The sequence below is a fragment of the Streptomyces sp. NPDC003077 genome (assembly GCF_040611095.1).
In the GTDB taxonomy this organism is placed as follows: domain Bacteria; phylum Actinomycetota; class Actinomycetes; order Streptomycetales; family Streptomycetaceae; genus Streptomyces.
The window spans coordinates 46,560-60,332 of the sequence record NZ_JBEXNM010000040.1; the positions used below are offsets into that span (position 1 = coordinate 46,560).

The window sequence follows — 13,773 nt, forward strand, 5'->3', positions numbered from 1 at the left end:
CTCGTCCGAGATCCTCCTCGCCAGGTTGAGAGTGCGAGAGCCTGTGCCCGACGCGCCTATGCGAGGTGGGCGAGGAGCGCGTCGAGCGCCTTGGTCAGCGCCTCGGAGTTGGCCGCGTCGAACCAGGTGGTGCGGACGCGTTCGTTGCTTCCGTTCGGCGTCTCGTGGTCGGCCGCGAGTTGCTGGAGGGAGCGCGTGCCGTCGCCCAGCGAACGCCCGACGCCCTGGAAGAGCCCGCGGACGTAACGTTCCGCGTCCTCGGCGGGGATGCCCTGCCGGGAGGCCCAGGCCGTGAGTGTGGCCAGGTATGCGTAGTGGCTGGTCAGGGTGCCCGTCAGGGTGGAGAAGACGCTGAAGGCCGCTTCGTCCGCGATCGGGAGCGCCTCGCCCAGGCGGTCGAAGAGGGCGTCGGCCACCGGGTGGGACGGGTGGGTGACGGTGACGGAACGGCGCTCGCGCACGGTGGGCAGCGGAATGGCGCGCACCAACGGAGCGTCGGTGCCGAGCGTCTGGCGCAGTTCGCCGATGCCGACGCCGGCGACCACGCTGACCACGACGCGGTCTCCGCCGATCCGGAGCCCCGCAAGCGCCTCGGCGCGATCCGCGGGGCGGACGGCGATGATCACCACGTCGGAACGGTCCACCACGTCCTGATTGTCGGCGCACACCCGTACGTTCGGATACTGCCGGGCCAGCGCGGCGGCTGTACGGGCCCCGCGCGGCGACAGGTGAATCTCCGGTGGCTCCTCCACGCCGTCGCACAGGCCCGCCACGATGGCCCGGCCGATCTCGCCCACGCCGATGATCCCGATGCGTTCCACTGCGCCTCCCTGTCGTCCTGCCGGGCGGTGGCCCGCGCTTCGGTGCGCGGTCCGGCCGCCGCCACTGAGGGTAAGGACGAGCGGAGGACGCTCACTGTTCCGGCCGTTCCGCCTGGCCTTCCTGGACTGTCCGCCTGGACTGTCTGCCCTGGCCTGCCCGTCCTGCCTGTTCCGGCCGTCCTGCCTGGCCTGCCTGGCCTGTCTGTTTCCGGCCGTCCCGCCCGTCCTGTCCGTCCTGTCCGTTCCGCCTGTTCCGCCTGTTCCGCCGAGGGGTGCGCTGGACGGCTGCCGCTGTTTCGCCTGCGCCGAGAGGGCGCGTTGCCGGTGCGGCCGGGGGCAGCGCCTTTCGCCGGTCGCGTTGTCCATGAAAAAAGTGGTGACTCGGAAACTCAGAAAGCGGTCATCTTCGGAGGCGGCGTTCCCGGAGGCGGCATTCCCGGACGCCCTCATCTCTGGAAGAGATCCGTCCCCACGTCCGAAGGCGATCGGTCGTGGATCGGCACGCTGTCCGGTCCCGGGAGGCGCATGCCGGGGATCGGGACCGGGCGTTCGCGACGGAGCAGCACCACTCCGTTCTGCTTCCAGACCTCCGTGTAGCCGTGGTTCAGCAGGAGAGCGACGCGCTGCCGCTGTTCGTCGGGCGAGAGGAAGGGGAACGTCCGGTCCGCTGTGCGCAGCAGGACCCATTGCGCGCCCCGTGGTGTCGCGTCGGCGATGACCACGTCCGTACGCGCGGTCAGACGGGGTGCGACGGCGTTGTCGGCCTCCACCGTCGCACCGTCCGGGATGAGTTCCGCGGCCGTTGCCAGGGCCCGTTTGTCAGGGCTGGGCTGCCAGGCGCCCGGGATGACGAGGAACCGCAGGCCGAGGGCGACGGACGCTGCCGAGCTGACGGTGACCGCCGCGATCGCCCACCAGCGCGTGAGCGCGCGGCGCCCGGTGCGATGCAGGCGTCCCATGGTTTCCAGGGAGGCGACGAGGAGGATCGGCCACAGGAAGGCGTCGTAGTGGTTGATCACCGGCCAGTGGTTCGGATTGTCGGAGAGGAGCCGTTCCGCCAGCAGGGGCAGCGCGAGCAGAGAAGTCGACGAGCCCAGCGGCAGCAGGGCGAGCGCGCCCAGGATCCACATCAGCATGGCCACCTTGACGAACGGGGTGAAGGCGACCTGGAACACCACCCACGGCTCGGTGAGCACGTGGGCCAGGGCGGCACCCGGGTCCGCCCCGAGGCGGTCGTAGGACCAGTAGTAGCCGTCCGGCCCGCCCATCGCCGGCAGAAACCAACCGATGATCACGGCGGACGCCAACGGACCGGCCAGGGACAGCACGACCCCCGTGATCCGGCCCGCCCGCTCCCCCGAGCGATGGGCCCGCACGCCCAGTACCAGGCCGAACGCGCCGACGACCAGCCCCATGTCCTCCTTCGCCGTACACAGCAGGAACGCCCACACGGCCACCGCCCCATACCGGCGCGCCAGCCCCCGTTCCAGCATCAACAGGGTGAACGGCACGGCGAAAGCCACCTCGTGGAAACCCGCGTAGGACGAGTTCAGCAGCGGCCAGCCCAGCGCGTAGACCAGCCCGCCGATATCCGCGGCGCGGCGCACGACCACGGGAGCGGCATCCGCGAAGCAGTACCGGGCGACGCGTCGAACCACCGGCACACCGCACGCGAAGAGCCCCGCCTGGGCAAGGACGAGAACACGGGGGTCGTCCCAGACCCAGTACAGCGGCGCGAGCAACATGAGGGCCGGTGTGAAGTGATCGCCCAGTAAGGAAAAGCCCGGGGGAAATTCGTGGTGCACGTTCTTTATCGGCGACCTCGGCAATTCGAAGTGCGCGTAGGCGCGCACCGCTTGGTCGAATATGCCGAGGTCGAAACCGGTGACGCGGAGGCCCGCCCAGGACTGCATCCCCAAGCCGCAGCACACGAGGAAGCACAGCGCTACGAGGACGATGCCTCGTTTGCGGCTTCGGGCGCCTGTCTCCGGGGGTGACGCCCGTAAGTGTTCCGACGAGGAACGCGAGTGTTCCGACGAGGGCCGCAGCTGTCCCGACGGGGGCCGTAATCGCTCTTTCTGGACGGGTGTCGCTGTTGTCGCTGTTGCCGCTGTTGTCGCTCCCCGGGCCTGCCCCTGATGGGGTATCCGGCCGGTGCCTTCGCCCTGCTTTCGTGGCGAGCTCGTTCTCGTCCCCGTCTTCGGGCTCGTTCTCGGCTGCGCGCCCGTGCTCTTCCTTGCGCTCGTGCTCTCCCTCGTGCCCGCCTTCGCGCTCGAACTCGAACTCGGTCTCGATCTCGTTCCCATGATCGTGACGGTACGTTGCGGCGTCGTCCGCCACAGAAGGCGCGGGGGTAGCGCGGCCCATCGCTCTTCTCGACGGTTGTCGCTGTTGCCGCTGCCCGGGCCTCCCGCTGATGGGGCACCCGGCCCGTAAGGACTCCTGACAGAAGTGCTGGGCCTGCCCCGGCCCGAGGTCGGTGTCGTCGTGCACGAGGCCGCCGGGTGGCGGAACGCGGTCAGCCGCGTGATCGCACGCGAAAATCCGGCGACGTCGGCGATCATTCCCGGAATACTGGTCGTTCATGGATGAGCTCGAAGTCGTCGTCGCCCATTCCGAACGTGCGACTCTGCGCGTCGGCGACGTGTTCTTGAAGGTGGACACCGATCAGGCGCGTATCGACGTCGAGGTCGAGGCGATGTCCCTCGCGCCGGTCCCGACCCCGGAGATCCTGTGGCGCAAGCCGCCCGTGCTCGCGATCGCCGCACTGCCGGGGACGACGCTCGGGCGCCTCGGCGGGCCGTCGGCCGGGTCGCCGGCGGCGTGGGCCATGGCGGGCGCCGCCATCCGGAAGCTGCACGACGCGCCGCCGCCATCTTGGCCGGGCCGGGCCGGGCGGAGCATCGTCGCGCTGGCGGCGGAACTCGACGACGAGTGCGAGTGGCTGGTGACCAACGGCGTCCTGCCCGCCGACCTGGTCACCCGCAACCGCCAGGTCGCCGAGACCGCACTGCGGCCGTGGACCCCGGCGTTCACCCACGGTGACCTACAGATCGCGCACGTCTTCGTCGACGGCGACGAGGTCACCGGCATCATCGACTGGTCCGAGGCGGGCCAGGGTGATGCCCTGTACGACCTCGCCACCTTCACACTCGGACACGAGGAGCATCTCGACGACGTCATCGCCGGCTATGGCACCGCCGTCGACCTCGACGTGATCCACGCGTGGTGGTCATTGCGAAGCCTGCTGGCCGTTCGCTGGCTGATCGAACACGGCTTCGACCCCTTCGCGCCGGGCTGTGAGGTCGACGTGCTCAAATCCCGGATGTGAGGCCGCGCGGGCCCGACTACTCCGTATGCGTCGTATGCACTGTGTGCACTGTGTGCACTGTGTGCGTTCTGACGCATCGAGCAGGTCATCCGCTGGTGGGATCGCCCGCCCTTGCTCTCGACAGAGTGCGGTACGCAGTCGTCGCCGGCGGATGACGGCGTGGCCAAGGGTGACGAACGTGCGGCGGAAGCCGTCTCGGATCTCCCAGCAGATGTGCTGGCGGCGGAACCAGTTCAGCAGCGCGATGCGCGCCCCCAACCCGTCGTCGCTCTCCCACGGTCCGGCGGCGGTCTTCCCCTCGTCTCGGCTGGCTCGCGCCCTCTCCGGCCAGCGTCAACGGGAACTGACGTACTCCCTTCGCGGCGATCCGACCTCGTTCTCGTTCTCGACCTCCTTCTCGTTCTCGTTCTCGTTCTCGTTCTCGACCCCGACCCCGACCCCGACCCCGACCTCATGATCGTGACGGCACGTTGCGTCGTCATCCACCACAGAAGGCGCGGGGGCAGCACGGCCCATGGTCGGGTGAGGTGTTATGCGTGGGCCCGGTGGAATCCTTGCGTCAGGCGGACGACATGTAGTCGGCTGGCCCGCATGGTGAAGAAGAGCATCATCACGCTGATTTCCGCCCTGGCGGCGGGGTCGCTCGTGACGGGCGCGGCGCAGCCGCAAGCGGAAGCCGCTGGGAGCGGCGCCGGAAGCCCGACACCGGCCGGTTCGGCATCGGGGCTCGGAGTCGATCTCGACACGGTGACGATTCCGGAGTTGCAGGCCCGTATGGAGGACGGTTCGCTGACCTCGTCCGCCCTGACCAGCGCCTACTTACGACGGATCGAGGCCGTCGATCCGAAGATCAACGCGGTGCTGCGCACCGATCCGACGGCCCTGCGCCAGGCCGCCGCCAGCGACGCCCGGCACCGGCACGGTCGCACCCGTGGTCCGCTCGACGGCATACCCGTCCTGCTGAAGGACAACGTGAACACCCGCGGCACGCCGACGACGGCCGGTTCGCTCGCGCTGGCCGGGAGGCCGCCGGCCACCGACGCCGCCCTCGTGACCCGGCTGCGGGACGCGGGGGCGGTGATCCTCGGCAAGACCAACCTGTCCGAGTGGGCCAACTTCCGCGCGGCGAAGCCGACTTCGGGGTGGTCGGCGGTGGGCGGGCAGACCAACAATCCGTATGTACTGGACCGCAACCCGTGCGGGTCGTCCTCCGGTTCGGCCGCCGCGCTCGCCGCGTCGTTGGCGCAGGTGGCGATCGGCACCGAGACGGACGGTTCCATCGTGTGCCCGGCCGGGATGAACGGGGTGGTCGGGCACAAGCCCAGCCTCGGCGTGGTCAGCCAAGCGGGCGTGGTGCCGATCTCGGCCGAGCAGGACACCGCGGGGCCCATGGCGCGCAATGTGATCGACACCGCGCTCACGCTGTCCGTGCTCAGCGAGGACGACGCCTTGCGCTCCGGCGCACGTGCCGGGCTGACGAACGTACGGTCATATGGGCTGTCGGACGGACCGACGCGCTCCGGCGGGCTGCGTGGCAAGCGGATCGGCCTGTGGCGGCTGCCCTCGCTCGGGGCGGAGGTGGACGCCCTGATGACGCGTACGGCGCAGCGGCTGCGCAAGGCGGGGGCGCAGGTCGTCGAGGTGACGTTGCCGTACCAGGAGCGCTTGGCGGAGCTTGAGTTCCCGGCGCTGCTGAGCGAGTTCCACCGGGACATCGACGCCTACCTCGCCACGCGCAAGGGGCCGCGGAACCTCGCCGAGCTGATCGAGTTCAACCGCGCCCACCCGGCCGAGCGCACCTGCTTCGCCGGTCAGGAACTGTTCGAGCAGGCCCTCGCCGCGCCTCCCACCACCGACCCGAAGTACCGGGCGATGCGCGCGGAGCTGAAGGACCTCTCCCGGCGTTCGATTGACGAGGCCATGGCCGCCCACCGCCTGGACGCCATCGCCTCGCCGGCGAACCCGCCCGCCTGGACGACCGACTGCGCGCGGGGCGACAACGACGTGATCCCGTCCTCCACCCCGGCCGCCGTGTCCGGGTACCCGTCGTTGTCGGTACCGGCCGGGTTCGTGGGCGAGCTGCCGGTCGGGCTGCTCCTGATGGCCGGTGATCGTGAGGACGCCGAGTTGCTGTCGCTGGGGGCCGCGGTCGAACGTCGGCTGGATGCGTGGCGGGCGCCGCGGTATCTGCCGACGGTGGGGGGTGCCGCTGGTCGGTGAGCGGTGGTGCGGTTTCCCTTTCGGGCTCAGCCGCAAGAGACGGGATGAGCGCCCTCCCCGCCCGGCTGGGGGGCCGGTGAGGGGTTGCGGGGAGGGCGCGTGCCCCGTCCGGGCCGGTGGTCATCCTTCGCGCGGCCGGGACGGGGAGCCGGGGGGTGGGGGAACGGTGCGGCGGCGGCCCGGGCGTGGTTCCGCGTCGCATCGTGGGCAGCGCCAGAGGCTCAGGTAGGCCCGGCGCCCGGTCGCGATCATGGCGACGGCGATCGGGCGGCCGGTGGGGTCGTGGTGCTGGTGGCACGTCGGCGGGGTCTGCCGGCGTCCGTCGCGCTGGACCGCGGCGGCCTGGCGGAGCGCGGCCACGGCCGGGCAGGAGGGGGCGCAGGCCCACAGCGGCACGCGGGCGCGCCGGCCCCGGACGGCCACCTCGAACTCGCCCAGCAGCCGGTCCCGGAACAGCGGGGCGTCGCACAGCGCGCAGCGCAAGCCCGCCACCTGGAGGGGGGACGGCCGCAGCGCATTCGGCGGTCGGGGCCTCACCGCCGGCCCCGGCTGCGTGCGTCGCGCGCCGCCAGGCGGGCCGTCAGCTCCTCCAGGGCGGTGGCGGGGCGCACGTCTTCCGGCTGGGCGTCCCACTCGACTCCGCCGCCGAGTGGGCGCAGCTGGATCCGGGTGCCGAGGCGGTCCATGACGTGGCCGACGCGGTGGCGGGCGGTGTCGAAGGCGAGAGACCCGAACGGCACCTCAGTCACGGTCACCGCCCGCCCCTCGCTCGATGAGGTCGGCCAGTCGCAGGGCCACGTCCGCACGCACCCGGCCGAGCTGCACCAGACCCAGTTCCGGGGAAGCGGTGTCGACGGTCAGGGAGGGCAGGACGATCCCCGCCTTCGCCAGTGCCGCGCACAGGGTGTCGGTTGCCGTGTTCGGGGCAACGGTCGGAAAGTCCGGAGTCGTCATGGCTCGGACGCTAGACCTGGGCTGTTCGCGAGGCCGGGTGATTTTCTCGCTTTTTCTCTTGATCCAGACGGTATTTCACTGTTTTTCTTCTACCGGCTGGCAGATGCTCTGGCTGGGACGGGTGCTGCCCCCGACGATGAAGGGGACCCGACTCTCAAGGAAAAGGAACGGCCATGGCGCGACGCCTGCGTTTCACGGGCACCGACAGCAAAATCGCCGGCTGTCCGGCTCTCCACGACGATCTGGACACCGGGGAAGTCGTCGTGCAGGGAACACCGCTGACCGATCCCGCCGACCTCGCCCAGCTCCGGCACTTCAGCCCGGGAGACTGCGCCGTGGTCGTACCCCGGCATCTGCTCGTCCACTGGGGGCCGAAAGACATGACACCCGAACCCGAATTGATCACGCCGGAGGAGTTCCACCACCTGTTCGCCGTCTTCGAGCACACCGCCTGGCGGCTCGAAACGCGCCGGGGCTACGCCTCCGACCGTCGGGACGAGAGTTACGAGGAGTTCTTCGAGACCGGCACCGTGCGGTGGGACCTGACCGATGCGTGGAGCACGAACATGCGGGCCCAGACAGCGGCCGGCAAGCAGGTCGGGCGGGTGCGCATCGTGGACCGCCCGCCCACCCCCGGCCAGAGGTTCCTCCTCGGCTGCGCCGAGGGGAACGCGGCCACCGGCGAGGACGTCCGCAACCTCTGGCGCGCGGACGCCCTCCGGATCGGCCTGCCCGAGGAGGATTTCTGGATCTTCGACTCGCGGCTCGTCGCACTGCTGCACTTCGACGACGCGGACGAGCTGCTGCACATCGAGCTGATCACCGAGCCCGCACGGGTCGTCCGCTACCTGCAAGCCCGGGACGCCGCCTGGCATCACGCCGTCCCGTACACCGACTTCGCGGCGGAGGTGGCCGCCGCCGAGTAAGGAGGCGCGCCGCGGTGAGCACGGATTACCAGCAGGCCCGGGCGGCCCTCGGAGCACGACTGCGGGAACTGCGCCTGTCCTGCCCCGACGGCCGGCTCACCGGAGTCCAGCTGGCCGGGCGGCTCAACTGGCCGGTCTCGAAAGTCTCCAAGCTGGAAAACGGCAAGCAGACCGCCACGCCTGCGGACCTGCGCGCCTGGGCCCAAGCCACCGGTCGGCCCGGCAGCGAACAGGAACTGCAAAGCCGCCTGAAGGGCTTCGAGTCCCACATCCGGTCCTTCCGCCGGCAGCTGGCCGCCGGGTTCCGTCCCGTCCAGGAGACCCTGAACCAGGAGATCGCCCGCAGCAGCGTCCTGCATCTCTGGGAGGAAGCCGTCGTCGTCGGCATGCTCCAGACAGCCGACTACGCCCGGCATGTGCTGACCCGGTACGCCCGCCTGCACCAAATGTCCGCGCAGGACATCGAGGACGCCGTCCGGGCCCGGCTCCAGCGCCAGGAATGGCTCTACCAGGCGGGCCGGATGCTGCACGCGCTGATGTGGGAAGCGGCGTTGCACGCCCGGGTGTGCCCGCCCGGCGTGCTGGCCGCCCAGCTGGACCGGCTGGCCGGCACCATCGGCCTGGACACCGTCGAACTCGGCATCATTCCCCTGGACGCCTCTTTGAAGATCCCCACAGCGAACGGCTTCTGGATCCTGAACGACCGCCTGGTCATCACGGAGGACTGGCACGCCGAACTGTGGGTGGACGACACGCAGACCATCGCCCTGTACCGCAGGGCCTGGAGCACCTTGCACGATTCCGCCGTCTACGGGGCCGAGGCCCAGCACCTGATCAACCGTGTTCGGCAGACGCTCAGGTAGTCGGCCTGATTATCGGGGTCCCGTCTGCACCGCCGGGAGACGCCGGTGATGTCCCGGCTGCGGGACGGCCCCTGCATGCGGGGGGGACGACGGATGACGCGGTGGACGGGCGCGAGGGTGAAGGGGACCATTCCCGCAGGCGCGGGGACGACGCGGGTCTGGATGACCAGGGTGCTGCCGCCGGGGGACCACCCCCGCACGCGCGGGGACGACCGCAGCTTCTTCCAGCCGGGCTCCCCGAGCTGGGGACCACCCCCCGCACGCGCGGGGACGACGCAGAAACCGGGCGAGACCCGGCCGGGAGTCGGGGACCACCCCCGCACGCGCGGGGACGACCGCTCCTTGGCCGTGTCGGTCCGGGACGAGCGGGGACCACCCCCGCACGCGCGGGGACGACGCGGGTCTGGATGACCAGGGTGCTGCCGCCGGGGGACCACCCCCGCACGCGCGGGGACGACGTCTCGCATTGCATCGCGCCGGTCGACGACAGGGGACCACCCCCGCACGCGCGGGGACGACGGTGACGCGCTCGCAGCGCGGGCACCAGTCGCGGGACCACCCCCGCACGCGCGGGGACGACTTCACGAACGACTTGGGCGTGTGCACGGCGACGGGACCACCCCCGCACGCGCGGGGACGACAGGCCGCGACCTGCGCGTTTAGCGGAGCAGGGAGCGGTTTTTACTCACTTCCCAGGAATTACCCATATTGGTCACTCCATAGCTTCATGGCCGATAACACCAAAACAGGTCATCATCGCCCCCACGACGGCAGACACACCCGGCGCCGAGTATGCCGCCCCAGCAAAAGAAGACAACACGCGGACCGGCAGAACAACCCGATCAGTCACCACAGCCGCCGGGCTGACAACCGCGTCATGGTGAATCCCTTCAGAGCGACCTTGCCGGGCCGCCATTGGAGGTGACCAATGACCGAGCGCCCCGCTCAGCCATCACGGCGGCCCAAGCCCTGGCCCGCCTGCGCCCGCACACCGGCCCCTGGCTCACCCTCTACACCGTCGACCAACTGGCCCGCGGCATCATCCTGGACGGCACCAAAGCCACCCGCCACGGCTGGACGGGCCCCCGCACCCTGACCGACACACGGACGGCTCGCCCCGTCCTCGTACTCCCGGCCGACGACGGACCGCTGACGTCTCACCATGAAGGCGATGGGAGACACCTCTCACGCGTTCACGCGGCCCACAGGCTCGCGTTCACGTGTCGAGGTGTTCACGTGCTCGCGCGGGATACCGGAGCCGGCGGCAGCTCCGTCGGCACCAACTCGGCGTGGACATCGATGCTGTCCTGGATCGCGATGAGCGTTGCGCCGTTGCGCTGCAAAGCGACGAGGGCCGCCTTGTTCCGAGCCGTGGTGTCCGCGACGACGGAACGCGCCCCGGCTTTCGCGGCCACGTGGAGAAGCATGCGGAGGGCGCGGGTGCCGATCCCGCGTCCGCGCTGCGAACGGGCGAGCCACATGCCCGTTTCGAGGACTTCCTGACCTTCACGGAACGCCAGGCGGCCCGAACCGACCACCTTCCCCTGGTGGATGATCGCGAACGTGCTCTCGCGGAGCGGTCCGGCGAGGCCGGGTCGTCGAGCGCGGTGCCAGGACCGGAAGGCGTCCTGACGTTCCGTCGTCCATCCTGGCGGGCCGGGCACGGGGGGCATGACGTCCTCCGGGTCCGCGTCGCCGACGGCCACGGCGAGGAGTTCTTCGAGGGTGTCCTCGTCCACCTGGTGCAATAACACCTTCCCGTCCACGTCCGTCTCCCTCTCCCTTTCATCGTCGGCCATTGCCAGTCGATCCTCACCTTCGGCCCGATGCCGCGCCAGTATTTTTCGGAACACGGCGGATGGATGACGGTTGCCGAAGCACAGCGGACCGATGACGGTACCGCGAGACAGCGGACGGGCGCGGGCAGGGCGGCGGAAGGGCGAAGAGGCCGGCGGGGCCGGCCGCGGTCGGCGGCCGGCCCGTCAGGCGGACTGGCGTCGGCAGCCGACGCAGTGCCGGGTGTAGGGCAGGATCTCCAGCCGTTCGGCCGGGATGGGCTTGGCGCAGTCCTGGCAGATGCCGTAGACGCCGTTGTCCAGGCGGCCGATGGCGGCGTCGATCTCCGACAGGATGTGCTTCGTGGCGGCCTTCTGCGCCGACAGGAGGTCGTCCGACGCCTGCTGCTCGGCCTCCTCGATCGCCTTGAGCTGCATCAGGCGGGACTCCCGCTCGTGATCGAGGCGCTGCCGGGCCTCCTCGGCGGTCAGCCGGCCGGCCTTGGATGTGGATGGGGCCGTATCGGGGGTCATGGGTGTGGTCCTTCCTGGGGGGAGGGGGACGAAAAATGGCGCGCCTGGCCGCCGACACGGGAGCGGCAGCCAGGCGACTGATGACGAGCCTGGCCGGTCCGGCGGCGCGGGGCTATGGGGCACAGCACCCATTTCCGGGGGTGCGGAGGATGCAGAAGCCCGGGGGTGCGGGGCGGGCGGGAGCCCGCGGATGGGTCACGCGGTCCATCGACCGCACGGGGTCCGCTCCGGCAGGCTGGACCACGTGACCATCGGGCCGACGATCATCCGTAACCGTCGGGCCGGTGATCAGACGTTCGAGCGGGCGTCGGATGATGGGGCTGCCGGCCAGACGGACGGCCGACGGTCAGGCGGACGACCAACCGTCGGACGGACAACCGACCATCAAGCGGGCAACCGACTGCCAGCCCGCAAGACAGACCGCCAGCCCGAAGAACCGACCGACCGCAAGACCAACCGCCAGACGGAAGGACCGGCCGTCAGACTTCAGACGCGGATTGACGATCAGGCGACCGGACCGACAAGACCGAGTGACACGGTGATGAAGGCACCGAGTGACACGGCGATGAAGGCGGGGCTCACAGCGGGGTCGTCGCGATGGCCGCCGCCCGGTGGCGGGCTCGGCTGCGGCGTGGCCGATAGTGGTGACGACTCATGACGGCCTATAGGAGGGTTCTGCACGCCGTGTCCTTGTTCTGGCGGATATTCGGGCTCAACGCCCTGGTGCTCGGTGCGGCCACGGCGCTGCTGTTGTGGGCGCCGGTGACCGTTTCGGTGCCGGTGGTGCTCACCGAGGCCGTCGTCCTGGTGGGCGGGCTGGGCGTCATGCTCGTCGCCAACGCCGCCCTGCTGCGCGTCGGGCTGGCCCCGCTGGAGCGGCTCACCCGTCTGATGGCCACGGTGGACCTGCTGCGTCCCGGTCAGCGGTTGCCGGTGCGCGGGCACGGGGGCGTGGCCGAGCTGATCCGTACGTTCAACGCCATGCTGGACCGGCTGGAGGCCGAGCGCGCCGCCAGCAGCACCCGGGCGCTGTCCGCGCAGGAGGCCGAGCGGCGGCGCATCGCCCAGGAGTTGCACGACGAGGTCGGGCAGAGCATGACGGCGGTCCTGCTGGGCCTCAAGCGGGCGGCGGACCGGGCCCCGGAGTCCTTGCGGGACGAGTTGCGGCAGGCGCAGGAGATCACCCGCGAGAGCCTGGACGAGGTGCGGCAGCTCGCCCGCCGCCTGCGCCCCGGCGTGCTGGACGACCTGGGGCTCGTCAGCGCGCTGACCTCGCTGGCCGGCGACTTCGCCACGCACACCGGGCTGGAGGTGCGGCGCCGCTTCGCGACCGACCTGCCCGAGCTGGACCGGCAGACGGAACTGGTGCTCTACCGCGTCGCGCAGGAAGGGCTGACCAACGCCGCCCGGCACGCCGACGCCACCCGCATCGAACTGACCTTGCGCCGCGAACCCACCGCCGTGGTGCTGTCCATCACCGACAACGGACGCGGCATCGGCGTCGCCCGCGAAGGCGCCGGCATCCGCGGCATGCGCGAACGCGCCCTGCTCGCCGGCGCCACCCTCGACATCGGCCGCGGGACCGGGACGGGTACCGGGCCCCGTTCCCGGATCGGCACCCGCGTGTCCCTGTCCGTACCCACCACCGGAGAGAACGCGTGAACCCGCCCGGCTCCCCTACCACCCCCGCCACCCCCACCACCCGCATTCTGCTCGCCGACGACCACGCGCTGGTCCGCCGCGGCGTACGGCTCATCCTCGACGGCGAACCCGATCTGGAGGTCGTGGCCGAGGCCGGTGACGGCGCCGAGGCCATCGCCATGGCCCGCACCCACACCGTCGACCTGGCCGTCCTGGACGTCGCCATGCCCCGCATGACCGGGTTGCAGGCGGCCCGGGAGCTGGCCGCGCTCCGGCCCGGACTGCGCATCCTCATGCTGTCCATGTACGACAACGAGCAGTACTTCTTCCAGGCGCTCCGGGCCGGGGCCTGCGGTTACGTGCTGAAGTCCGTCGCCGACCGCGACCTGGTGGCGGCCTGCCGGGCCGCGATGCGCGGTGAGCCGTTCCTGTACCCCGGCGCCGTCACCGCCCTCATCCGCAACTACCTCGACCGGGCCCGCGACGGCGACGAACTCCCCGACCGGGTCCTCACCGCCCGCGAGGAGGAGATCCTCAAGCTCATCGCCGAGGGCCACTCCTCCAAGGACATCGCCGCCATGCTCGTCATCAGCGTCAAGACCGTGCAGCGCCACCGGGCGAACCTGTTGCAGAAACTCGGCCTGCGCGACCGCCTGGAACTCACCCGTTACGCGATCCGCGCCGGCCTGATCGAGCCCTGAGCCCGCC

The 13,773-nt window shown here is 70.8% G+C and carries 13 protein-coding genes and 1 CRISPR repeat array; of the genes, 6 read left to right on the plus strand and 7 right to left on the minus strand.

Features of this window, described 5'->3' with window-relative positions:
* Positions 1-56: 56 nt before the first annotated feature.
* Positions 57-821 (minus strand): NAD(P)-binding domain-containing protein, encoded by a 765-nt coding sequence (locus tag ABZX96_RS24355; RefSeq protein WP_355548117.1) that lies wholly within the window; start codon positions 819-821, stop codon positions 57-59.
* Between the two features lie 446 nt (positions 822-1,267).
* The gene (locus tag ABZX96_RS24360) at positions 1,268-2,734 is read right to left on the minus strand and encodes a DUF2079 domain-containing protein (RefSeq protein ID WP_355548199.1); all 1,467 of its coding nucleotides are present in this window, start codon (positions 2,732-2,734) and stop codon (positions 1,268-1,270) included.
* A 671-nt stretch (positions 2,735-3,405) separates the two neighbouring features.
* On the opposite strand from ABZX96_RS24360, the gene ABZX96_RS24365 reads away from it, so the two are divergent.
* Together ABZX96_RS24365 and ABZX96_RS24370 are read left to right on the plus strand one after the other, a co-directional pair.
* Positions 3,406-4,152, plus strand: coding sequence for a phosphotransferase (locus ABZX96_RS24365; protein ID WP_355548120.1), 747 nt, complete (start codon positions 3,406-3,408; stop codon positions 4,150-4,152).
* 591 nt (positions 4,153-4,743) lie between these two features.
* Positions 4,744-6,372 carry an amidase gene (locus tag ABZX96_RS24370; RefSeq protein ID WP_355548123.1) on the plus strand — a complete coding sequence of 543 codons (1,629 nt, stop codon included), beginning with the start codon at positions 4,744-4,746 and terminating at the stop codon, positions 6,370-6,372.
* A 120-nt stretch (positions 6,373-6,492) separates the two neighbouring features.
* On the opposite strand, the gene ABZX96_RS24375 is transcribed toward ABZX96_RS24370, so the two are convergent.
* From ABZX96_RS24375 to ABZX96_RS24385, 3 genes are read right to left on the minus strand one after another with little or no spacing between them, the layout of a single operon-like run.
* The gene (locus ABZX96_RS24375) at positions 6,493-6,855 is read right to left on the minus strand and encodes a hypothetical protein (protein ID WP_355548125.1); all 363 of its coding nucleotides are present in this window, start codon (positions 6,853-6,855) and stop codon (positions 6,493-6,495) included.
* Between the two features lie 50 nt (positions 6,856-6,905).
* Positions 6,906-7,127, minus strand: coding sequence for a hypothetical protein (locus ABZX96_RS24380; protein WP_355548128.1), 222 nt, complete (start codon positions 7,125-7,127; stop codon positions 6,906-6,908).
* Positions 7,114-7,326, minus strand: coding sequence for a hypothetical protein (locus ABZX96_RS24385; RefSeq protein WP_355548131.1), 213 nt, complete (start codon positions 7,324-7,326; stop codon positions 7,114-7,116). Before ABZX96_RS24385 ends, ABZX96_RS24380 begins: the two co-directional genes overlap by 14 nt.
* 173 nt (positions 7,327-7,499) lie before the next feature.
* On the opposite strand from ABZX96_RS24385, the gene ABZX96_RS24390 reads away from it, so the two are divergent.
* A complete protein-coding gene (locus ABZX96_RS24390; protein WP_355548134.1) occupies positions 7,500-8,252 on the plus strand; it encodes a DUF6879 family protein in 753 nt (250 codons plus the stop codon).
* A gap of 14 nt (positions 8,253-8,266) precedes the next feature.
* On the plus strand, positions 8,267-9,115 hold the full coding sequence (locus tag ABZX96_RS24395; RefSeq protein ID WP_355548137.1) for a helix-turn-helix transcriptional regulator: 849 nt from the start codon (positions 8,267-8,269) through the stop codon (positions 9,113-9,115).
* Between the two features lie 61 nt (positions 9,116-9,176).
* Positions 9,177-9,756: direct repeats of the CRISPR family, unit length 29 nt; unit sequence GGGACCACCCCCGCACGCGCGGGGACGAC.
* Positions 9,757-10,347: 591 nt separating this feature from the next.
* On the opposite strand, the gene ABZX96_RS24400 is transcribed toward ABZX96_RS24395, so the two are convergent.
* Both ABZX96_RS24400 and ABZX96_RS24405 read right to left on the minus strand, forming a co-directional pair.
* Positions 10,348-10,914, minus strand: a complete 567-nt coding sequence (locus ABZX96_RS24400; protein ID WP_355548140.1) for a GNAT family N-acetyltransferase — start codon at positions 10,912-10,914, stop codon at positions 10,348-10,350.
* A gap of 183 nt (positions 10,915-11,097) precedes the next feature.
* Positions 11,098-11,424, minus strand: a complete 327-nt coding sequence (locus ABZX96_RS24405; protein WP_355548143.1) for a TraR/DksA C4-type zinc finger protein — start codon at positions 11,422-11,424, stop codon at positions 11,098-11,100.
* Positions 11,425-12,108: 684 nt separating this feature from the next.
* On the opposite strand from ABZX96_RS24405, the gene ABZX96_RS24410 reads away from it, so the two are divergent.
* Complete coding sequence (locus tag ABZX96_RS24410) at positions 12,109-13,086, plus strand: HAMP domain-containing sensor histidine kinase (RefSeq protein WP_355548206.1); 978 nt, start codon at positions 12,109-12,111, stop codon at positions 13,084-13,086.
* Positions 13,083-13,766 carry a response regulator transcription factor gene (locus ABZX96_RS24415; protein WP_355548145.1) on the plus strand — a complete coding sequence of 228 codons (684 nt, stop codon included), beginning with the start codon at positions 13,083-13,085 and terminating at the stop codon, positions 13,764-13,766. The genes ABZX96_RS24410 and ABZX96_RS24415 overlap by 4 nt, the downstream gene beginning before the upstream one ends.
* Positions 13,767-13,773: the final 7 nt, after the last annotated feature.